The 20,801-nt window shown below is 63.2% G+C and carries 18 protein-coding genes; 6 read left to right on the top strand and 12 right to left on the bottom strand.

The window, feature by feature from the left end; genetic code table 11:
• Positions 1-181 precede the first annotated feature (181 nt).
• A complete protein-coding gene (locus tag ACO06F_RS16185) occupies positions 182-484 on the bottom strand; it encodes a hypothetical protein (protein ID WP_421693774.1) in 303 nt (100 codons plus the stop codon).
• Between the two features lie 344 nt (positions 485-828).
• The gene (locus ACO06F_RS16180) at positions 829-1,005 is read right to left on the bottom strand and encodes a hypothetical protein (protein ID WP_421693773.1); all 177 of its coding nucleotides are present in this window, start codon (positions 1,003-1,005) and stop codon (positions 829-831) included.
• Between the two features lie 147 nt (positions 1,006-1,152).
• On the opposite strand from ACO06F_RS16180, the gene ACO06F_RS16175 reads away from it, so the two are divergent.
• The 4 genes from ACO06F_RS16175 to ACO06F_RS16160 all read left to right on the top strand — a co-directional run bounded on the left by ACO06F_RS16175 (position 1,153) and on the right by ACO06F_RS16160 (position 4,819).
• On the top strand, positions 1,153-1,923 hold the full coding sequence (locus tag ACO06F_RS16175) for a YdcF family protein (RefSeq protein WP_421693772.1): 771 nt from the start codon (positions 1,153-1,155) through the stop codon (positions 1,921-1,923).
• Between the two features lie 175 nt (positions 1,924-2,098).
• The gene (locus ACO06F_RS16170; RefSeq protein WP_421693771.1) at positions 2,099-2,773 is read left to right on the top strand and encodes a hypothetical protein; all 675 of its coding nucleotides are present in this window, start codon (positions 2,099-2,101) and stop codon (positions 2,771-2,773) included.
• Between the two features lie 253 nt (positions 2,774-3,026).
• Positions 3,027-3,905 (top strand): cobalamin B12-binding domain-containing protein, encoded by an 879-nt coding sequence (locus ACO06F_RS16165; RefSeq protein WP_421693770.1) that lies wholly within the window; start codon positions 3,027-3,029, stop codon positions 3,903-3,905.
• A complete protein-coding gene (locus tag ACO06F_RS16160; RefSeq protein WP_421693769.1) occupies positions 3,905-4,819 on the top strand; it encodes an acetamidase/formamidase family protein in 915 nt (304 codons plus the stop codon). Before ACO06F_RS16165 ends, ACO06F_RS16160 begins: the two co-directional genes overlap by 1 nt.
• Before the next feature lie 27 nt (positions 4,820-4,846).
• On the opposite strand, the gene ACO06F_RS16155 is transcribed toward ACO06F_RS16160, so the two are convergent.
• The 8 genes from ACO06F_RS16155 to ACO06F_RS16120 all read right to left on the bottom strand — a co-directional run bounded on the left by ACO06F_RS16155 (position 4,847) and on the right by ACO06F_RS16120 (position 11,971).
• A complete protein-coding gene (locus tag ACO06F_RS16155; protein ID WP_421693768.1) occupies positions 4,847-6,433 on the bottom strand; it encodes a cisplatin damage response ATP-dependent DNA ligase in 1,587 nt (528 codons plus the stop codon).
• Positions 6,430-7,443, bottom strand: a complete 1,014-nt coding sequence (locus ACO06F_RS16150; protein ID WP_421693767.1) for a ligase-associated DNA damage response exonuclease — start codon at positions 7,441-7,443, stop codon at positions 6,430-6,432. The genes ACO06F_RS16155 and ACO06F_RS16150 overlap by 4 nt, the downstream gene beginning before the upstream one ends.
• Before the next feature lie 263 nt (positions 7,444-7,706).
• Positions 7,707-8,399, bottom strand: a complete 693-nt coding sequence (locus ACO06F_RS16145; protein WP_421693766.1) for a glutamine amidotransferase — start codon at positions 8,397-8,399, stop codon at positions 7,707-7,709.
• An 8-nt stretch (positions 8,400-8,407) separates the two neighbouring features.
• On the bottom strand, positions 8,408-8,845 hold the full coding sequence (locus tag ACO06F_RS16140) for a DoxX family protein (RefSeq protein ID WP_421693765.1): 438 nt from the start codon (positions 8,843-8,845) through the stop codon (positions 8,408-8,410).
• A 3-nt stretch (positions 8,846-8,848) separates the two neighbouring features.
• On the bottom strand, positions 8,849-9,742 hold the full coding sequence (locus ACO06F_RS16135) for a DMT family transporter (RefSeq protein ID WP_421693764.1): 894 nt from the start codon (positions 9,740-9,742) through the stop codon (positions 8,849-8,851).
• A 278-nt stretch (positions 9,743-10,020) separates the two neighbouring features.
• Complete coding sequence (locus ACO06F_RS16130) at positions 10,021-10,890, bottom strand: MBL fold metallo-hydrolase (protein WP_421693763.1); 870 nt, start codon at positions 10,888-10,890, stop codon at positions 10,021-10,023.
• Positions 10,891-10,952: 62 nt separating this feature from the next.
• A complete protein-coding gene (locus ACO06F_RS16125; protein ID WP_421693762.1) occupies positions 10,953-11,408 on the bottom strand; it encodes a GNAT family N-acetyltransferase in 456 nt (151 codons plus the stop codon).
• A gap of 2 nt (positions 11,409-11,410) precedes the next feature.
• Positions 11,411-11,971 carry a helix-turn-helix domain-containing protein gene (locus ACO06F_RS16120; protein ID WP_421693761.1) on the bottom strand — a complete coding sequence of 187 codons (561 nt, stop codon included), beginning with the start codon at positions 11,969-11,971 and terminating at the stop codon, positions 11,411-11,413.
• A 451-nt stretch (positions 11,972-12,422) separates the two neighbouring features.
• Here ACO06F_RS16120 and gltB point away from each other — a divergent pair, with 451 nt between their 5' ends.
• Positions 12,423-17,096: a glutamate synthase large subunit gene (gene gltB / locus ACO06F_RS16115; protein ID WP_421693760.1), complete on the top strand. Its 4,674-nt coding sequence runs from the start codon at positions 12,423-12,425 to the stop codon at positions 17,094-17,096.
• A gap of 1 nt (position 17,097) precedes the next feature.
• Complete coding sequence (locus ACO06F_RS16110) at positions 17,098-18,516, top strand: glutamate synthase subunit beta (RefSeq protein WP_421693759.1); 1,419 nt, start codon at positions 17,098-17,100, stop codon at positions 18,514-18,516.
• A gap of 11 nt (positions 18,517-18,527) precedes the next feature.
• Here the strand turns inward: ACO06F_RS16110 and ACO06F_RS16105 are convergent, their stop codons facing one another.
• Both ACO06F_RS16105 and ACO06F_RS16100 read right to left on the bottom strand, forming a co-directional pair.
• Complete coding sequence (locus ACO06F_RS16105) at positions 18,528-19,592, bottom strand: GDSL-type esterase/lipase family protein (RefSeq protein WP_421693758.1); 1,065 nt, start codon at positions 19,590-19,592, stop codon at positions 18,528-18,530.
• Complete coding sequence (locus ACO06F_RS16100) at positions 19,592-20,794, bottom strand: lytic murein transglycosylase (RefSeq protein WP_421693757.1); 1,203 nt, start codon at positions 20,792-20,794, stop codon at positions 19,592-19,594. Before ACO06F_RS16100 ends, ACO06F_RS16105 begins: the two co-directional genes overlap by 1 nt.
• Positions 20,795-20,801 lie beyond the last annotated feature (7 nt).

The following is a 20,801-nucleotide window of genomic DNA, read 5'->3' as shown; positions in this document are numbered from 1 at the left end:
CTTTTTCAGGGCAAGTGTATTATGATTTTACTTACCATTATCTTGCTTAGCTGAATGATTTCCGCCGAAGGAACTTACCCTGGGTTGTTGGAATTAGATTTATTTTCATATCCGCCAGACATGCGGTGCCGGCGTCCACTCAACTTAAAGACAAGACCAAAACCCGTTTCGTGACGGGAAATCAAGGTTCGAGTGCAGCAGTGGCAGCGTGTTTCGTTCCCTTGGGGGCTGAGGCCGCGGCAGCCCGCTTCTTCGTCTTGGGCTTCAAAGGCCGCGCGCGCGAACCTGGAATTTCCTTGGGCTGCTGGGCCTCAAAGGCCAGGCGCGCCGCGCGCAGCCTTGCGGTCTTGGCATGCTGATGCTCCACCTCGGCACGCAGGATGGCGCGCGCAGCGTCCGTCGTCGCGTCGCCCTTTGCCTGCGGCTTGCGGGGCGCCACCGGGGAGAGGGTCTGCTCGCCAATCTGGGCAATTTCCGTGGACATGTCTGTGTTCCTTTCAGTGTCGTGAGCAATAAAAAGGCCGGGGCTGGGCCCGGCCCTTCTGCGCAGTCTGCTGGTTGACAGGATGCGTGCCAGTACATCCGTGGTCACAAGTCCTGTCATCAGCGCAGCCTGCTTCTTTCGGCAGCCGTCTTGCCGGAGTGGCGTTCGCGCACCGCCTCACAGGAGACCATCTGGCCTTCCATGAGATTACCCGGTCTGATTTGATGGGAGGGTCATCAGTGGCACCTGCCAGGCGCCGTGGATCAGTGCAGCGGCAATTCGATTGGCTATAGATAGGTGACGATGTCGCTCAAAACAAGGCAGGCCCCCAAAACAGCCTCCAGTCACCTGAGGAAGAGGGCGGCTGCGAGGATGCAGATGAAGGTGAGCCCGGCCACGCCGAGGATATGGGTGGGGGTCCTGTTCGCCGGCGGCGTGGGGGCGCCGCACTGGCCACACTGGGCTGAGCCCAGGCGGAGCATGTGATCGCATTGCGGGCAGGAGAAGAGGCGGACGGCCATCAGCGCTCCTTCATTATCTCATGCATCATCACGCATCCCTCAACGCCGGGCGCGGGATTGAAGGGCGACTATAGGGCTGCGAAGATGACCAAATGATGCCAAGTTTCGTGGCGCGTCCGCATAAGCGGCGCCAAACGGGGGAGTGACGTGCTGTATCTCGCGAAGATCATCGCCATTCTGGCGTCGCCGCTCGGGTTCCTGCTGGCTGTTGCCTGTGGGGGTCTCGCCCTGATGGCCTGGGGAAGCAGGCGCCTCGGGCTTTTTGCGATGACACTGGCGCTCCTCGGGCTGTGGATCGCCGCCATGCCGGTGACGGGGCGGCTCGCCCTGGGGGCGCTGGAACGCGCATATCCGCCGATGCCCGTGAGTGCGGCGCCGCTGGCGGATGTGGCGATCGTGCTGGGCGGCGGCGTGAGCGGGCCTTCGCCAGGGCGGCCATTTCCTGACCTGCATGAAGCGGCGGACCGGGTGCTTTATGGGGCGGAGCTGTTCAAGGCTGGCAAGGTGAAGGCGGTGCTGGTTTCCGGCGGGCAGCTGCCCTGGCTGGGTGGTGATGAGCCGGAGGCGGAGACGATGCGCCGCCTCCTCATCTCCTGGGGTGTGGCGCCGGATGCGGTTCTGATCGAGGGCAAAAGCCGCACCACGGCGGAAAACGCGCGCGAGGTGAAGGCGATGTGGGGCGGACGGGGCTTCTCCTCCGCCTTGCTCGTCACCTCAGCAGGGCACATGCCGCGGGCACTGGCCACCTTTCGCAAGGCTGGGCTGCCCGTGACGCCCTTTCCCGTCGATATTCGCGCCGCGCCGGAGCCGCTGGACCTGCTGGATTTCCTGCCCGATCCCGACGCATTGAAACAGACGGCCGACGCCGTGAAGGAGGCGATCGGCTACACCGTCTACTGGTTGCGCGGCGAAGCGTGACGGCGAAATGCAATCCCTGCGAGATACTTTTTCCAGAAACCCCTGCAACAAAAACAATTCTTCCCATGCAAAGCAGATTAACGATGATTTCTTATGCAAAGAGATAAGTTTCCGAAGTAAGTAACTTCAATCAGCACGGATCAGTGCTGCTTGTTCTACCAGGAGATGAGTCACCATGATGAACCGCTGCCGATTGTTCTGCGCCGCCCTGCTGGTGATGATCCTCGCACCTTTGACGGCTGAGGCCGGTGCGCCCAGCCCCTATGCCATTTGCAAGCAGCAGACTTACGCGCTGTGTGCGGCAGCCACTGCCTTCGTCTATCAGGAGGTGAGCTATGCCAAATGCATCATCAAGAACGGTGACAGCATCAGCGCCCCGCCCCTCTCCTACAATACGGGGTCCGGCCAGAAGAACATCTGTGACTACAACGCCGCGGGCGTGAACAACGGCTATATGGTCAGCACCTTCAGCCTGCCCCCCGAAGTCAAGAAAGGCGGCAACAAGGCGCTCTACACCTGCGCCGGTGGTGCCACAGGCGAATATGCCCAGTGCGATGGCGGAACCTGCTTCACAAGCACCCGCGGCAAGACCTTCCCGGGCGTCGGCCAGTTGAACCAGGATGAGATCATCTGCTCCTGCCCGATCACCAAGCCGACGACATCGAGTGCGCCCTTCGGTTATCAGTTCATCGGCGCCTATCCCTGCCAGCAGCAGGCCTTTTCCGTGTGCACCCAGAATGTGAAGAACGGCGACATCATTCCCGTGGGCTCGCCCCCCGGTGCGGGCCGCGTGCTGACGGAGGCTCTCTATGGCCGCAACTACCTTCTGAACGAGTGCAAACAGAACTGACTCTTTCGCAGCTGCGAAGACGATGAACGGATCCCTGGCCTGGCCCATGTCCACCGCCGGGGGTTTTCATAGGGCGCCTGAGTTGCATTGCCTGAGGGGCAGCAACCTGTGTGACGGGGGCACCCTGTCTGCTCCGCCGAAAAAATCCACCATGGGTCGAAAACTGCCAGATTGCGCTCCGAAGCAGGGTTACGTATCATCCATGTGAAGGGGTAGCCCGTAGCAAATAACGGGGACTCAAAGTGGGACGGGGATGACGAACGAACAGGACGAGTTCGGCATGGCTTCCGTGAAGCCAGACTTTGGCCCCGCCGGTTCGGCTGGACCCGGCGGAGGGTTCCTGCCGCCATTGGATGTGGCCGTCGACCTTCCCGATTTCCGCTATGCCAAGTTGAAGGGCGTCGTCGCCGAACTCGTGGTGCCACACCTTCTGGCGCTTCATGAAACTGTTCAGGAGCCGGCGGCCACGGAAGCCCCGCCACGGACCGAAGACATCGCACAGCTGGCGCAGCTTGTGCTCGGCCCGGACAATGACGACGCCGCCAATTACATGCTGAAGCTCAAGGATGGCGGCGTCTCGCTTGACGATCTCCACGCCGAACTGCTCGAACCGGCGGCGCGGCGCCTGGGCGAATTGTGGAATGAGGACGCGATCGATTTCGTCGATGTGACGCTCGGCGTCGGCCGGCTGCAACGGCTGGTTCACCTGTTCGGGAGGCTGGACCGGGTCCCCGATTATGATGAGAAACGCCGTGTCCTGCTGGCTGCGGCACCGGGCGAGCAGCACAGCCTGGGCACCACCATCGTGCAGAAATTCCTGCGCGCCGCCGGCTGGCATGTGTGGACCTGCTCGGCGCCCAGTGTTGATGAGACAGCAGACATCACATCGCAGGAATGGTTTGCCGTCGTCGGATTCTCCGTCGGCTCGGACGTGCACCTGGACCAGCTTGCCACGGCCATTGCCCGCGTCCGCCAGCGTTCGCGCAACCCGAGGGTCGGCGTCATGGTGGGGGGCTCCGCCATTTCGCGCGACCCCGGCATCGTCAAGCGGGTTGGGGCGGACGGAACGGCGGCCAACGGCCCTGCAGCCGTGATCCTTGCGAAGAAGCTTCTGGCCGAATCGCTCACCTGATGGCGGCGCATCGCTTTACGCCAACGCTGCTGCACAACACGATTGGCCCCCATTCCCCGGTGCTGACCATCGCCAGCGGAGACACGGTGACGGCCGCCACCGCGGATGCCCATGGCTTTGACGTCAATGGCGTTCAGATCGCGGACCGCCCCAACCCGATGACGGGGCCCTTCTTCATCGAAGGCGCAGAACCGGGAGACGCGCTGCTGATCACCATCCGCGATATCCGGATGACGAGGCCCACCGGATGGACCTTCGATGTGCTGAGCCCCAATGTGGTGGACCCCGCAGCCGTCATCCGCTTCCCCGCCCGGACCAAGACGGAATGGCTGATCGACACCGGAACCGGTCGCGCCCGCCTGGCAGCACCACCGCCCAGCCTTGTCAATTGGTCCGTTTCGATCGAGCCGATGATCGGCTGCTTCGGCGTGGCGCCTGAACTGGGCCAGGCGATGTCCACGGCAACCAGCGGGCGCTATGGCGGCAATATGGACTATCGTGGATTTGGGCCCGGGGTGGAGGTGATGTTCCCCGTCTCTGTGCCGGGCGCCCTGTTCTTCCTGGGGGACGTCCATGCCTGCCAGAGCGATGGCGAGATCGTGGGCACCGGCATCGAAACGGCCGCCGAGGTGACGTTCACCGCCCGCGTTCTCAAAGGTCTCAAGATCGGCTGGCCGCGCGGCATGAATGAAAGCGAGATATTCACCATCGGCAATGCCCGTCCATTGGACCAGGCCCTGCAGCACGCAACCACCGAAATGCTCGACTGGCTGATGACAGACTACGGCCTCGACGAAGTGGCCGCGAGCCACGTGATGGGCCAGAACGTCCGCTATGATGTGGCGAATGTGTTCAACCCGGCCTACTCCGTGGCCTGCCGCGTTTCGAAAGAGGCGCTGGCAGGTTTGAGGTAGGGGTGGGGGTAACCCCAGGCGCGGGCCTCACCTCGCTGCCGTGATCAGCGCCTTCAGCGTTTCGAGCGTGTCGGCCTCCTGGGCCGGCTTGTCCCAGCGGATGCGGGAGACGCGGGGGAAGCGCATGGCGATGCCGGATTTGTGGCGAGCCGAGGGCTGGATCGCATCGAAGGCGATTTCGAGGACGAGCTTCGCCGTGACGGAGCGGACCGGGCCGAAGCGCTCCAGCGTGTTCTGGCGGATGAAGCGGTCAAGCTGCACCAGCTCCTCATCGGTGAAGCCCGAATAGGCCTTGCCGACAGGGACGAGCACGGGCGCGCCATCCTTCTCCGTCCAGGCGCCAAACGTATAATCCGAATAGAAGGAGGACCGTTTTCCTGCGCCCTTCTGGGCATAGAGCAGAACGCAATCCGCGGTGAGGGCCGCGCGCTTCCACTTGTACCAGTGTCCCTTGGGGCGCCCTGCGAGATAGGGGCTTGAGCGGCGCTTCAGCATCAGGCCTTCGATGCCTTCTTCGCGCGTTCCCTCCCAGCGCGCTTTCAGCTGCTCCTTGCTCTCGAAGCTCAGCAGCTCCGAGAGATCGCTGTGGGCGGGACCGAAATCCCGGTGCCATGCGTCCAGCCTTTCCCGGCGCGCGGTGAAAGGAAGGCCGCGCAGATCTTCGCCGCCGATCTCCAGCGCATCATAGAAGCGCACATGCACGGGATAGTTGGTGAGCATTGCCTTGGTCACACTCTTGCGGTTAAGGCGCTGCTGCAGATCGCCAAAGGGCGCCACCTGCCCCTTGCGCACCACCAGCAATTCACCATCGAGCACGGCATCGAACTTGAAATGATCGACGAGCTCCGGAAAGGCCTGGCCGATGTCATCGCCCGTGCGCGAGAACAGCCTTGTGACACCGCCCTTGGATGAAACTTGAATGCGGATCCCGTCCCACTTCCATTCGGCAGCGAAGTCCTCAAGCGCCAGGGCCTGCCACTCACCCTCTTCCAGCGCATGAGCGAGCATGAGGGGGCGGAACACCGGAAGGCTTGACATCTGGGGCCGCTCCGCCCGCTGCTCCAGCCAGTCGAAGAGCTGCGTGTAGGGTGGCTCCTGCCCGTGCCAGAGCTCCTCGATGTCATCAACGCTTTTCCCGAAAGCATCCGCCACCGCCTGCTTTGCGAGCCGCGCCGAAACACCGACGCGCGGGGCACCGCTCAGGAACTTGAGAAGCGCCCAGCGGCCCGTTGCATCAAGCCGGTCGAGCCATTGGGTGAGCAGTGCGGCATGCCCGCCGCGCCCCGCCTTCGAGAGCGCGGCCACGATGTCCGACAGGCGCGGCGCATCGCCTTCTGCTTGCGTGACCGGCCAGATGAGGGCCACGGTTTCCGCCGTGTCGCCCACATCATCACGTGACATGCGGAACAGTACGGGGTCAAAGCGGCTCTCGCCGATTTCGCCCAGCACGCGGCGCAAGGGGAAGGAGATCGGAAGGCCATCCGTCAAGGCCGCCAGCGCGAAGCCGCGGTCCGGGTCAGGCGTTGCCAGAAAGTAATTCCGCATCAGCATCAGCTTGGCGTTGCGGGCGGGCGTGTAGGTGAGCCGGTCGAGAAGCTGCGAGAAGGCCTTCATTCCACATCATCCTCGCGGCCCACGAGGCGCAGCGCGCGCGCCACGATCTGGCGCTTTTCCAGCTCATAGACCAGCGCCTCCTCGCGCCCATGCGTGACCCACACTTCGCGCGCGCCAGTCTCCGTGATGGTGCGCAGAAGCTCCGGCCAGTCGCAATGGTCCGAGATGATGAGCGGAAGCTCGACGCCGCGCTGGCGCACCCGGCCCCTGATGCGCATCCAGCCCGAGGCAAAGGCCGACAGCGGATCGGCGAGGCGGCGGGACCAGCGGTCCCCCAGGGCTGAAGGCGGCGAGAGCACGATCTCACCTGCGAGCTTGTCCGGCGCATCGGTGACGGAAGGAACCTCGCCCAGCGCGAAGCCGCGGGAGAGATAGTAATCCGTCATCGACCGCAACGCGCCGTGAAGCCAGATGGGGCGCTCATAGCCGGCGCGCCTGAGAAGCGCGATGAGGCGCTGGCATTTGCCCAGCCCGTAGACGCCCACCTGATGGGTGCGCTCCGGAAAATCCCTGAGCGAGGCGAGAAGCTTCGCCACTTCTCCCATATCCGGCTCATGGCGGTAAACCGGAAGGCCGAAGGTGGCCTCGGTCACGAAGAGATCGCAAGGAATGAGTTCGAAGGGATCGCATGTGGGGTCCGCGTGGCGCTTGTAATCGCCCGAGATCACGGCGCGCTGGCCCTGATAGTCGATGACGACCTGGGCCGAGCCCAGAATATGCCCCGCAGGCACCAGACGCACGCTTACATCCTTCACGGCCAGTGCCTCACCATAGGCCAGTGCCTGCGTCTGGTTGAGGCCGCCCTCCCCCAGCCTCAGGCGCATGATGGCCAGCGTATCGGCCGTGGCCAAAACCGCGCCATGGCCCGGCCGCGCATGGTCCGAATGGCCATGGGTGATGATGGCGCGGGGCACCGCGCCATGCGGATCGATGTGGAAATCGCCGGGCACGCAATAGAGGCCTGAGGCTTCAGGCCGGAGCCAGCTTTGAAAGCTAGGAGGAGACATCATGACAGGCACAATGTCATGCGGAGGCTCTGGTTTCGCAATGGGGCCTGCAAAACCAATTGCGGGGAGCCCCGACTTGGGAGCCCCCCGCGAAAAAGGTGACCGGGTACGCAGTACATGATCCCGGATCGCCGTGGCGTGGTCCCTCGCCGGGGCCGCTGGCCATGGCCCATCATGCAGCGGCAGAGTTTCCAAAAGGTTTGCAGCTCACGAAGAAAGACTTAACGGCGCGAGATGCGCGTGCCAGCCCGGCACAGAAGCGGCCCTTAACTGGAAGAGTTGAGCCAGTGCGACAGAAATTGCGATAGCCAGTCCTTCACGGCCGCATCATGCAGAAGCTGGCCTTCGAGATGGGCGCGGGAATCCTGCGCGTTGGGCAGAACGAAGCGATGCGCACCCAGAACGCCCCAGCGGTGCATGGTGAGGCGCGTCACCTCCGGGTGGAACTGGATGCCATAGGCTGCACCATTGTAGCGGAAGGCCTGGTTCTCGAAGGTCTGCCCCACCGCCAGCCGCACGGCACCTGTGGGGAGGGTGAGGCCTTCGCGGTGCCAGTGATAGACCTGGGCTGGCCAGGGGCCGTGCGCGCGGCCCTGCTCCGTTGGCGTCAGCGAATAATAGCCGATCTCGACCAGGCCATCGGCATGCGGTCCCACCGTTCCGCCGAGGTGCTTGGACAGCATCTGCGCCCCGAGGCAGACGCCGAGGAAGGGCTTCTTCTCTTTGAGCGGCACGCCGATCCAGTCAATCTCGCGGGCAATCCAATCGTCGGAATCATTGGCGCTCATCGGGCCGCCGAAAATCACGGCACCGGCGTGATGTTCCATCGTCTCCGGCAGTACCTCGCCGAGGCACGGGCGCCGGATGTCGAGGGTGAAGCCCATGGCCTGCAGCATGTGGCCGATGCGCCCGGGCGTCGAGACCTCGGAATGGAGGATGATGAGAATGTCGCGCGTCATCTCATGGTTCACCGGCGGCCCAGCACCTCATCGAGCGAAAGGCTGCCGGGGCCGAACTTGATGATCACCAGCAGCAGCGCGGCCCACACGCCGTGAATGGCATAGGGCCCGGGATGGACAAAAATCTCGAACACGATGACGAGCACGAGGAGCCCGAGGGCGGCAAAGCGGCTGGCGATCCCGAGAGCGAGAAGAACCGGCAGCGCCAGCTCCGCCACCTGCACGGCAATCGCTGCAAACTCATAGGGAACATAGCGGATGTCATAGCCGCCGCGGAACATCGCCATGGTCTCATAGCGCGGCTGAAGCACGTTCCAGCTTCCGTCCATGCGGGCGCGCCCGTCTGACCAGAACAGCCAGGCAAGGGAGAGCCGGCCCAGAAGGCCGATCACCGCATAGGGGATGCGTTCGAACAGGCCGGAGGTGGCATCGATGAGGCGCGCCATGCGTCAGAGCTCCACGGGTGCCACGGCGCCCTGGCGCGTGCGGCCTTCAAGAATGACGACGGCAAGCCCCGCCGCCATGATGAGGGCCATGCCGGCAATCGCCAGCCCGTTCGGCACCTGGTTGAAGACGATGAGGCCCGAGAGCACGGCCCAGATCATGAAGGCATAGTTGAAGGGCGCCACCACCCGCGCGGGCGACATGCGGTAGGCCATGAACACGAAGGAGTGGCCGCACATCAGGAAGAAGCCTGCGATGAACATCAAGCCCGCATGGCGCCAGGTGGGCTCAACCTGCGCTTCGAAGAGGAGCGACATGGCAAGCGCCCCCAGCATGACGATGAGCAGCGTGGAGAAGGTGACGGCCAAGGCCGGCGTGCGGGCGGGCACCTTGCGCGAGAGAATATCCCGGAAGGCCGCCCCCACCGCGGTCAGGAAGCCGAAGATGGCGAAGGGCGAGGAGGCAACGCCGCCCGGCTGCGCCACCATGAGGGCGCCGGTGATGCCGACGCCGACCAGCGCCAGCCTGAGGCCCCCGACCTTTTCCCCGAAGAACAGCCACATGCCGAGCAGCACGACGAAGGGGGAGATCTGCCCGAGCGCCGTTACATCTGCAATCGGCATGCGGGCCAAGGCCGTGATGAAGCAGAGAATGGCCACAAGCTCGCTCAAGGAGCGCAGCAGCACCCAGGGGTTAAAGGCCTTCGGCAGTTCCCGGATGAGGCCCAGCCCATAGATCACCGGCAGGCACCAGAGAATGGCCGCAATGCCGCGCATCAGCAGCACCTGGAACGGCGGCGCATCCTCCAGCGCCAGCTTCATGCAGGTGTCATTGGCAACGAAACTGCCCGTGGCCACGAGAATGGCGGCAATGCCGCGGAAATTTTGGGACAGGGCCATCGGGTCCAGGAAAGCTGCGCGAATCTGACGATACACTAGAACGAAACGCGAGCCCGCGAAGCAATTTTCAGGCGCATGGCCTGTATGCACGCCCTCCCCCCCTGGTCCTTCCCCGCGAAGCGTCCGCCAGCCGGAGCGGGACCCCGGCCTTCGCCGGGGTGACGGAACGGGGGTTGGGACTCATCGTCCTAGAGTAAGAATTAAGTCCTTGACAGCGCGCGCTCCATCGGGTAGGAAAGGGCATCCTCCACAACTGGGTATCGAAGTCGGCAGCGGTCTCAGGATGTGAGGGTGATGGGCACGCGCAGATAGGTGATGCCGTTGGCGTCGGCGGGGGGCAAATGGCCGGCGCGCATGTTCACCTGGATTGACGGCAGAAGCAGCGTGGGGGCGGAGAGGGTTTGATCCCGCGTGGTGCGCATTTTTACGAAGTCGTCTTCGGAGACACCGTCATGGACGTGGATGTTGCGGGCCTTCTCGTCCGCGACGGTGGTTTCCCAGGCGAAAGTCTTGCGGCCATCCTTGGGGAGATAGTCATGGCACATGAAGAGGCGGGTTTCGGGCGGCAGCGCCATGAGGCGCTGGATGGAGTGGTAGAGAACGCGCGCGTCGCCCCCGGGAAAATCGGCGCGCGCCGTGCCGTAATCCGGCATGAACAGCGTGTCGCCCACGAAGACAGCGTCCTCGATCTTGTAGGAGACGCAAGCCGGCGTGTGGCCCGGCGTGGCGATGACCTGGCCCTGGAGATGGCCGATGGTGAAACGGTCCCCATCCTTGAAGAGCACGTCGAACTCCGCGCCTTCGCCCGACACATCGACGGCGTTGAAGACGGGGCGGAAGATCTTCTGCACCTCCTTGATGCGCTCGCCGATCGCCACCTTGGCACCGGTCTTGAGCTTGATATAGGGCGCGCCCGAGAGGTGATCGGCATGGACATGGGTTTCGAGAATGAGCTTGACGGTAAGCCCCTCTTGGCCAGCCTTGGCGAGAATGGCATCGGCAGAGCGGACATTCGCTTTTCCCGATTTATGGTCATAGTCGAGGACAGGGTCCACCACCGCGGCGTCGCGCGTTTCGGGGTCGCCAATGAGATAGCTGACCGTGTTGGTGGGCTCATCGAAAAAGGCGTGGATGATGGGTTCCGGCATGGCCTGCACCTCCGCGTTGCAGCCTGAACATCCTAGCACAAGATGGAGTTTTCGGGGCTGATCTAGATGACGCGGGTGAGGAACAGGCTGTTGGGGTCCGGCGTATAGCCGCCAAACGGCGGGCATTCGGTGAAGCCGTGGGATTTGTAGAGCGCCACGGCCGGCGCGAAATAGGCAAACGAGCCCGTCTCGAGGCTGAGGCGCGTGAGGCCTTTGTCTCTTGCCGTTTCGATGATGTGGCGGAGGATAGCGCCGCCAACGCCGCGGCGGCGGGCGGTTTCCGCCGTGTGCATCGACTTCACTTCGCCATGGGTGGGATCGAGTGGCTTCATGGCGCCGACGCCCAAAAGCTCCTCCCCCTGCCAGGCAACCCAGAAATCCACATCCGCCGCGGCGAGCCGGGAGATGTCGAAAACATGGGCGCTGCCGGGCGGCGTCACCTCATGGCACTTTTCGAAGTGAAAGCGCAGCAGCGCAATGATGCGGGAGTCCGAAAGATCGCCGCGGCGGATGTCCATTGTCACACCATGAACAGATAATAACTGGCCCCGCTTTCAGGCGGCGTTTCGAACAGGCTTTCACCATGCACGCGGTAGCGCAGGCAGTCCCCCGGCTTCAGCACATGGCGGACGCCATCGGCGGTGAGTGTCAGGGCGCCTTCGCGCATCACCAGATGATGCTCGAGCCCGGTCCGTGGCGGACGGTCATAGGCGATGCGGGTTCCGGACTTCAGCTCGCAGGCGATCACCTCGCCGCTGAGGCCCGGTGCGGGCGGTGAGACGGCGCGGCGCTCATAGCCCGTTTCAGGATCGGTCCAGAGCAGCTGCTGCTCCGCCGGCAGGAGGGCTGGAAAGCCCTCCTCCACCTGCACCATGAGGCGGGAGAGGGTGAGGCCGAAGGCACTGCAGATGCGGGCGAGGACAGCGGCCGTGGGGCTCACCTCCCCATTCTCGATGCGCGACAGGCTGGCGCGGCTCACCCGGCTGCGGGTGGCGAGCTCCTCCAGCGGCCACTGCCGCTCGCCCCGCAACGAACGGATGCGTTGCGCGATGCGCCATTCGATGCTGTCATCGGAAGGCAAGGTTTGTTCCATATATGGGAGATTATCCCATTTCCGGGAAAAGTCGATGCGAAATTTTATTGCTGATTTCTTGACGCCACGATTCCTTCCTTGCGCGGCGCCCCTCAATCTGCCATAAGAAGATAGGACAGTGACACTGTCCTTTCATGGCAATTTTCAAGGCAAGTGGACCCGGATGACCCGGAATACGACCACAAAGACCCTGAATACGACGGTCAAACCGGCCGGCGATGCCATTCGTTTGCCCCGCGCTACGCTCCGCAAATACAAATAAGGGCGAGGGCTCAGGGCTAGGAATGCCCAGGAGTTTGATCGCCCGGACGGGTCCGGTGGCCACCCGAAGGCCCCACCCCCAGAGAGATCGACACCTGCGCAACAAGATGACCAACCATCGGGTCCATGAGGGGTCCGCTGGCGTAAGACAGATCGAGGATGAGGCGAGGAGTTGGCCATGACCATTCAATACCGGCCAGAGGGACTTCCTGAGGCGCACGGTCTTTATGACCCGCGCAATGAGCATGATGCCTGCGGCATCGGCCTCATCGCCAATATTCACAATGTCAAAAGCCACCGCATGGTGGCCGATGGCTTGTCGATCCTCAAGAACCTGGAGCATCGCGGTGCTGTGGGGGCCGACCCCAAGGCGGGCGATGGCGCGGGCCTTCTGATGCAGATCCCGCATGGCTTCTTCGCCGAAGAGGCCAAGCGCCTGGGCTTCGACCTGCCGGGCACCGGGCATTATGGCGTGGGCCAATTGTTCATGCCGCGCGAACCCGTGTTCCGCCAGGACATTGAGCGCATCTGGTGGGAGACTGCGCGTGAGGAAGGCCTGAAGGTTCTGGGCTGGCGCGACGTGCCGGTCGATTCCTCCGTCCTCGGATATTCGGTGAAGGGCACCGAGCCCGCGCACCGCCAGGTGTTCATCGGGCGCGGCCCCACGATCCGCGATGAGGCGCATTTTGAGCGGAAGCTCTTCGTGTGCCGCAAGGTGGTGTCGAACCGCGTGCTGGAAGTGCTGGGCGCGCGCGCCAAGACCTATTACCCGGTCTCCGTTTCCGCCCGCACCATCGTCTACAAGGGCCTGGTCCTCGGCAAGGATCTGGGGGCCTACTATCGTGACCTCGAAGACCAGCGCCTCGAGAGCGCCTTTGCCATGGTGCACCAGCGCTTTTCAACCAACACATTCCCCAGCTGGCCGCTGGCGCACCCCTATCGCTTCGTCTGCCACAATGGCGAAATCAACACGGTGCGCGGCAACTATAACTGGATGGCCGCGCGCCAGGCCAACATGCGCTCCGACATTCTGGGGGAAGACCTCTCCAAGCTCTGGCCCATCTCCTATGAGGGCCAGTCGGACACGGCCTGCTTTGACAACGCACTCGAATTCCTCACCATGGGCGGCTACTCGCTGCCCCATGCGATGACGATGCTGATCCCCGAGGCCTGGGCCGGCAACCCGCTGATGGATGAAGACCGCCGCGCCTTCTATGAATATCACGCAGCGCTCATGGAGCCGTGGGACGGCCCCGCCGCCATGGTGTTTACCGATGGCCGCTTGATCGGCGCCACGCTGGACCGGAACGGCTTGCGCCCCTCTCGCTACATGACCAGCGATGACGGGCACATTCTGCTCGCCTCCGAAATGGGCTGCCTGCTCTTCGCCGAAGAGCACATCACCCACAAGTGGCGGCTGCAGCCGGGCAAGATGCTGCTGATCGACCTCGAGCAGAAGCGCATCATCGCCGATGAAGAGCTGAAGAAGCAGCTCTCGACCGCGCATCCTTACAAGGAATGGCTGCAGCGCACCCAGATCGTGCTGAAGGACCTGCCCGCCTCCAAGACCAAGCGCGCCAAATCCACCGTGCCGCTGCTCGACCGGCAGCAGAGCTTTGGCTACACCCAGGAAGACCTGAAGGTGCTGATGGCGCCCATGGCCCAGACCGGCCAGGAGGCCATGGGCTCCATGGGCAATGATGCGCCCATTTCCGCGCTGTCGGACCGGGCCAAGCTGCTCGATACTTACTTCAAGCAAAACTTCGCGCAGGTGACGAACCCGCCGATCGACCCGATCCGCGAAGAGCTGGTGATGTCGCTCGTCTCCTTCATCGGGCCCAGGCCGAACCTGCTCGATCTCAAGGGCACGTCCAGCCATATGCGGCTGGAAGTGGCGCAGCCCATCCTCACCAATGAGGATCTGGAGCGCATCCGCACCATTGGTGCGGTGGCCGACAACCCGTTCCGCACCGCCACCATCGACATCACCTATGATGTGGCGAACGGCCACGAATATATGGAGGCAGCGCTCGACAGCGTTTGTGCGCTGGCTGAGCGCGCGGTGAAGGATGGCTACAATATCATCATCCTGTCGGACCGTGCGGTTTCGGCCGAGCGCGTGCCGATTCCCGCATTGCTCGCCACATCCGCCACGCACCATCATCTGATCCGCAGGGGGCTTCGCACCTCCGTGGGGCTGGTGGTGGAGACGGGCGAAGCGCGCGAGGTGCACCAGTTCTGCGCGCTTGCGGGCTATGGCGCAGAAGCCATCAACCCCTATCTCGCCTTCGAGACGCTGGAGGACATGCTCCCCACGCTCGAAGAGAAGATCACGGCCTATGAAGCGATCAAGCGCTACATCAAGGCCATCGACAAGGGTATCCTCAAGGTCATGTCCAAGATGGGCATCTCGACCTACCAATCCTATTGCGGCGCGCAGATCTTCGATGCGGTGGGCCTCTCCTCCCGCTTCGTCGAGAAGTATTTCACGGGCACCGCCACCCAGATCGAAGGCGTGGGCCTGCTCGAAATCGCCGAAGAGGCCTTCCGCCGCCATGAAGATGCCTTTGGCGAGAACCCTGTGTTCCGCGCGGCGCTTGATGTGGGCGGCGAATATGCCCAGCGCATTCGCGGTGAAGCGCATGTGTGGAATGCCGAAACCATTTCCAGCTTGCAGCATGCCGTGCGCGGCAATTCGCAAGAAAAGTACAAGGCCTTCGCCGGGTTGGTGAATGAGCAGTCCGAACGGCTGAAGACCATGCGCGGGCTGTTCCGCATCCGCAGTGCCGAGGAGATGGGGAGGAAGCCCATTGACATCAGCGAAGTGGAGCCTGCTTCCGCCATCGTCAAGCGCTTCTCGACCGGGGCCATGTCCTTCGGCTCAATCAGCCGTGAGGCGCATACGACGCTGGCCATCGCCATGAACCGCATCGGCGGCAAGTCCAACACCGGTGAAGGCGGCGAAGAGGCAGACCGCTACAAGGTGATGGCCAATGGCGACAGCATGCGCTCCGCCATCAAGCAGGTGGCCTCAGGCCGGTTCGGCGTGACGGCGGAATATCTCGTCAACTCGGACATGATGCAGATCAAGATGGCGCAGGGTGCAAAGCCCGGCGAAGGCGGGCAGCTGCCCGGCCACAAGGTGGACGCCACCATCGCCAAGGTGCGCCACTCGACGCCGGGCGTGGGCCTCATCTCCCCGCCGCCGCACCATGACATCTATTCGATCGAAGATTTGGCGCAGCTGATCTTCGACCTGAAGAATGTGAACCCGCGGGCGCAGGTCTCCGTGAAGCTCGTCTCCGAAGTGGGCGTGGGCACGGTGGCCGCCGGTGTTTCCAAGGCGCATGCCGATCATGTGACGATTTCGGGCTATGAAGGGGGCACCGGTGCCTCTCCCTTGACCTCCATCAAGCATGCGGGCCTGCCCTGGGAAATCGGCCTCGCCGAAACCCAGCAGACCCTCGTTGCCAATGATCTGCGCGGCCGCATTGCGGTGCAGGCTGATGGCGGCATCCGCACCGGCCGTGACGTGGTGATCGCCGCACTTCTGGGCGCGGACGAGATCGGCTTTGCCACGGCCCCGCTGATTGCCGCTGGCTGCATCATGATGCGGAAGTGCCACTTGAACACCTGCCCCGTGGGTGTGGCGACGCAGGACCCTGAGCTGAGGAAGCGCTTCAAGGGTCAGCCGGAGCACGTGATCAACTATTTCTTCTTCGTTGCCGAAGAGGTGCGTGAGCTGATGGCGACCATGGGCATGCGGAGTTTTGCCGAATTGACGGGCGAGACCTCCTGGCTCGACCAGACGCAGGCCATTGCGCATTGGAAGGCGCGCGGCCTCGACTTCTCGCGCATCTTCGCCAAGCCCGATGTGCTGGGCCCCGTCGCCACCCGCCAGGTGAGCGTGCAGGACCATGGCATTGACAAGATCCTCGACCGCAGGCTGATCGCCGAGGCCATGCCGGCGCTCGAAAACGGCACGCCGGTGGTGATCGAGTCAGCGCTTCACAACTATGACCGCACCGCGGGCGCCATGCTCTCGGGCGAGGTTGCGCGGCGTTATGGCCACGCGGGGCTGCCTGAGGACACCATCACTGTCAAGTTCACCGGCATTGCCGGCCAGAGCTTCGGCGCCTGGGGGGCCAAGGGTGTGACGTTGGAGCTGACGGGCGAGGCCAATGACTATGTGGGCAAAGGCCTCTCCGGGGCGAAGCTCATCGTCAGGCCGCATGAGAAGATCGGCTTCGTGCCGGAAAAATCCATCATCGCCGGAAACACGGTGCTTTATGGCGCGATCACCGGCGAATGCTACCTTCGCGGCGTTGCAGGCGAGCGGTTTGCGGTTCGCAATTCCGGTGCTGTCGCCGTCGTCGAAGGTGTGGGTGACCATGGCTGCGAATATATGACGGGCGGGTTGGTGCTGGTGATCGGCGACACGGGCCGGAACTTCGCAGCCGGCATGTCCGGCGGTGTTGCTTACGTGCTGGATGAGGCGGGCGACTTCGCCAAGCGCTGCAACCTCGCCATGGTGGACCTGCAGCCCCTACCGGCGGAGGAAGCCACCATCGAGAAGCTGCACCACGCAACGGGTGATCTGCAAGGCCACGGCCTGGTGGACCTCACCTCGGAGATGGACAGGCACGATGCCGAGCGCGTGTGGGAGCTGCTGACGCGGCATTACAAATACACAGGCTCGACGCGTGCCAAAGCCATTCTCGAAGACTGGCCGGGCTTCCTGCCGAAGTTCGTGAAGGTGATGCCGGTCGAATATGCCCGCGCTTTGAAGGAACTTGAGGAAGCGCAAAAGCACAGTGACGGCATGACGATCGGCGTGAAGAGGAGCGCATAAGATGGGAAAAGTGACAGGCTTCCTCGAGATCGAGCGGCAGGACCGGAAATATACGCCGGCCGCCGACCGCGTGCGGCACTACAATGAATTCGTGATCCCGCTGTCCGAAGAGGCGGTCAAATCGCAAGCCGCGCGCTGCATGAATTGCGGCATTCCGTTTTGCCACAATGGCTGCCCCGTCAACAACCAGATCCCGGACTGGAATGACCTGGTCTACTTAGGTGACTGGGAGGAAGCTGCGCGCAATCTCCATTCCACCAACAACTTCCCTGAATTCACCGGCCGTGTGTGCCCCGCGCCGTGCGAAGCCTCCTGCACGCTGAACATCGAAGATACGCCCGTCACCATCAAGACGATTGAATGCGCGATCGTCGACAAGGCATGGGAACAGGGCTGGGTGAAGCCCGAATCCTATCGTGAGAAGACGGGCAAGAAGGTGGCGGTGATCGGTGCGGGCCCCGCGGGCCTTGCCGCCGCCCAGCAGTTGGCGCGCGCCGGCCACAGCGTGCATGTGTTCGAGAAGAACTCCCGCGCGGGCGGATTGCTCCGCTACGGAATTCCTGACTTCAAGATGGAAAAGCACCTGATCGACCGCCGCATCACCCAGATGGAGGCGGAAGGCGTGACCTTCCACTATGGCGCTCACATCGGCGTCACCCAGGATGCCCAGCAGCTGGTAGACAGCTTCGATGCGGTGATCCTTTCGGGTGGATCCGAGAAGCCGCGCGACCTCCCCATTGCGGGGCGCGAACTGGCGGGCATTCACTTCGCCATGGAATTTCTGCCGCAGCAGAACCGCCGCAACGGCAAGGAGCCGCCGCAGGACAACCGGCCTATCCTCGCCAATGGCAAGCATGTGGTCGTCATCGGCGGCGGTGATACGGGTTCAGACTGCATCGGCACATCCGTGCGCCAAGGTGCCGTTTCCGTCACGCAGCTGGAAGTGATGCCGATGCCGCCTGAGAAGGAAAACAAGCTTCTGACCTGGCCCAACTGGCCGTTGAAGCTGCGCACGTCATCCTCCCACATGGAAGGAGCCGAGCGTGATTTCTCGGTGCTCACCAAATCCTTCTCGGGGGAAAATGGCGAGGTAAAGACACTGCATTGCGTGAAGGTCGATGCCGCGATGAAGGAAATTCCGGGCTCGGAATTCGACCTCAAGGCCGATCTCGTGCTGCTCGCCATGGGCTTCGTCCACCCCATTCATGACGGCATGCTGAAGTCTCTGAATGTGAAGCTCGATGGCCGCGGCAATGTCGAGGCCAATGTGCGGAACTACAAATCGTCACTGCCGAAGATCTTCTCGGCGGGCGACATGCGCCGTGGCCAGTCCCTCGTCGTCTGGGCAATCCGTGAAGGGCGCCAGGCGGCCCACGCGGTTGATGAATATCTGATGGGCGAGAGCATTCTCCCGCGCTGAGACGCGTCTGCTTACTGGGGTGCGGGGGCCGCGAAATCATCGGCGCGGCCCGCGGGCGCAGGTCCCGGCTGGCCGCGCTTGAACAGGCCGGCAGCACCGCTGCCGTCGCGCGCCAGATCACGCAGGGTCTTCAAGGCGGCAGCAGGGTCAAGCCCGCCTGAGGCGATGAGCATGGCATTGGCCGTCACACCTTCGGGCTGAACCGTGTAAGGCTCCTGATCCATCAGCGCCTGGCCGAAGAGCGGCACTTGCCGCTGGGTCTGTTCCGCGTCGGTTTTCCCGGCACTGTTGCTTTCGACCGCTGACTTTGCAGCTGCGGGTGCTGCGGGCTCGGTCTGGATGGCGGCCAGCACCAGCTGGCCCATCAGATTGTTGCCCGCCTTGAAGAAGGAGATGCCATCGCGCCCGCGCAGCTTGGTGACGTTGCCCGTATCGTCCTTCATCACGTCAGTGTAGCTGCCATCCGGATTGGAGAGCGCCGGGCGAAGATCGAGAAAGCTCATGCCGCGCGCCTCGACGCGTTCACGCTGGAGGGCAGCGATCGTCTTCATTGCAGCATCATAATCCGGGTCTTTCATCGGCGGCGGGGAGGTCCAGACGATCCTGGCGCCCGATGCCGCAAGCTGGTCCAGCAGAAGGTCGATCTGCTTTTTGTAGGCAGCGCTCCAGGCCTCTGTGCCGAACTCCAGGCGCTGCTCGCCATCACGGATGGTCTGCCGGTCATTGGCGCCGAGCATGACGACGATATCATCATACTGACCGCTTTCGAGGATCTTCGGCACCGTCGCCGCCCAGTCATAAACCTCAGGCCGCGCGAGGCCCGATTCCTCGTTGAAGCGCAGCGACACGTCATAATCGCCGCCCGGCTCCGCCACGCGGGTGAGCCCGGCGCCCAAGCCGCCACCCATGGCATCGCCGATCACCAGCACCTGGTTGACGTGTTTTTCCTCCGTCAACGGAGCATCGGGATCGGTGCTTGCGGCGGGCGCACCTGCTGCAGGCGCATCAACGCCCTGCGCCTGGGCGGGTGCGAGGCCCAGCAGCAAGGCAAAAGCGATCAACGCTCCGATCCGCATCAGCTGTTCTTCTGCATATGCTGCAGGAGTGCAGCAGACGGCGTGCCGTTGAGCGGCAGCCCCGCCTTCTTCTGGTAAGCGATGATCGCCTCATAGGTCCGGGCGCCGAAGCGTCCATCGCTTCCCCCTGTTTCGAAGCCCAGCGCGTTGAGCCGCCTCTGCAGCTCGACGCGCTGCTTGAAGCTCAAATCATAATTGACCTCCGGCCAGCTGGCCTGGAAGGCGCCCTTGCCGCGGATGCGGTCTGCCAGATGGCCCACCGCCAGCGCATAGGAATGCGACAGGTTATAATCCATGATGGCGAGGAAATTCCGCGTCACCAGGAAGCGGGGGCCTGCCACACCTTGCGGCACCATCACGAAGGCATCGGCGTTGAGAGAGCCGAACTTGGCGCCATCGGCACGCTTGATCCCGAGCTTCTGCCACTCCGCCACGGTGCGCCACTTGCTGCGGCCGATGAGGGCCATGTTGAAGCCTTGGGGCAGGATCACCTCCCAGCCCCAGGGCCGGTCCGCCTTCCAGCCGGCCTTGGCCAGATAATTCGCGGTGGAGGCGAGCGCATCCTCCTTCGAATTCCAGATGTCTCTCTTGCCATCGCCCGTCCAGTCCACCGCATAGGAGACATAGGACGACGGAATGAACTGCGTGTGCCCCATGGCGGCTGCCCAGGAGCCGGTGAAATTTTCCGGCTTAACGATGCCGCTCTTCAGGATCTTGAAGGCCGCGAGAAGCTGCGCATTGCCATACTCCTTGCGGCTTCCCGAGTAAGCAAGTGTCGCCAGCGAGCGGAACACGCTCATCTTGCCCTTGTCCTTGCCGAAATTGGACTCCATGCCCCAGATGCCGAGGAGAATGTAATGATCGACGCCGTATTTGGCTTCGATTGCCGCGAGGAGCTTGTCCTCATCCTCATTCTTCTGTTTGCCCGTGGAGATGCGGGCGGGGGTTACGGCCTTGGCGAGATAGTCAGAGGTGGTGGAGGTGAATTCGGGCTGGTTTTCCGCAAGCCGCAGCACCACGGGATCGGGCTCGGTGATGCCAGCGAAGGCCGCATCGAACAGCTTGCGCGAGACACCCTGGGCCTTCATGCGGGGCCACAGCGTGTTCTCGATGAAGCTTACAAACTTGGCGTCATCAGCAAGCACCGGCTGCGCCAGAAACGGCGCCAGCACGAGCAGCGAGGCGAATAGTCTGCGATCCATGGCAACC

It is taken from the genome of Aestuariivirga sp., assembly GCF_965227715.1.
Lineage (GTDB): Bacteria > Pseudomonadota > Alphaproteobacteria > Rhizobiales > Aestuariivirgaceae > Aestuariivirga.
The sequence above is the reverse complement of the archived record's forward strand: the minus strand, read 5'-3'. Positions and strand labels throughout refer to the sequence as shown.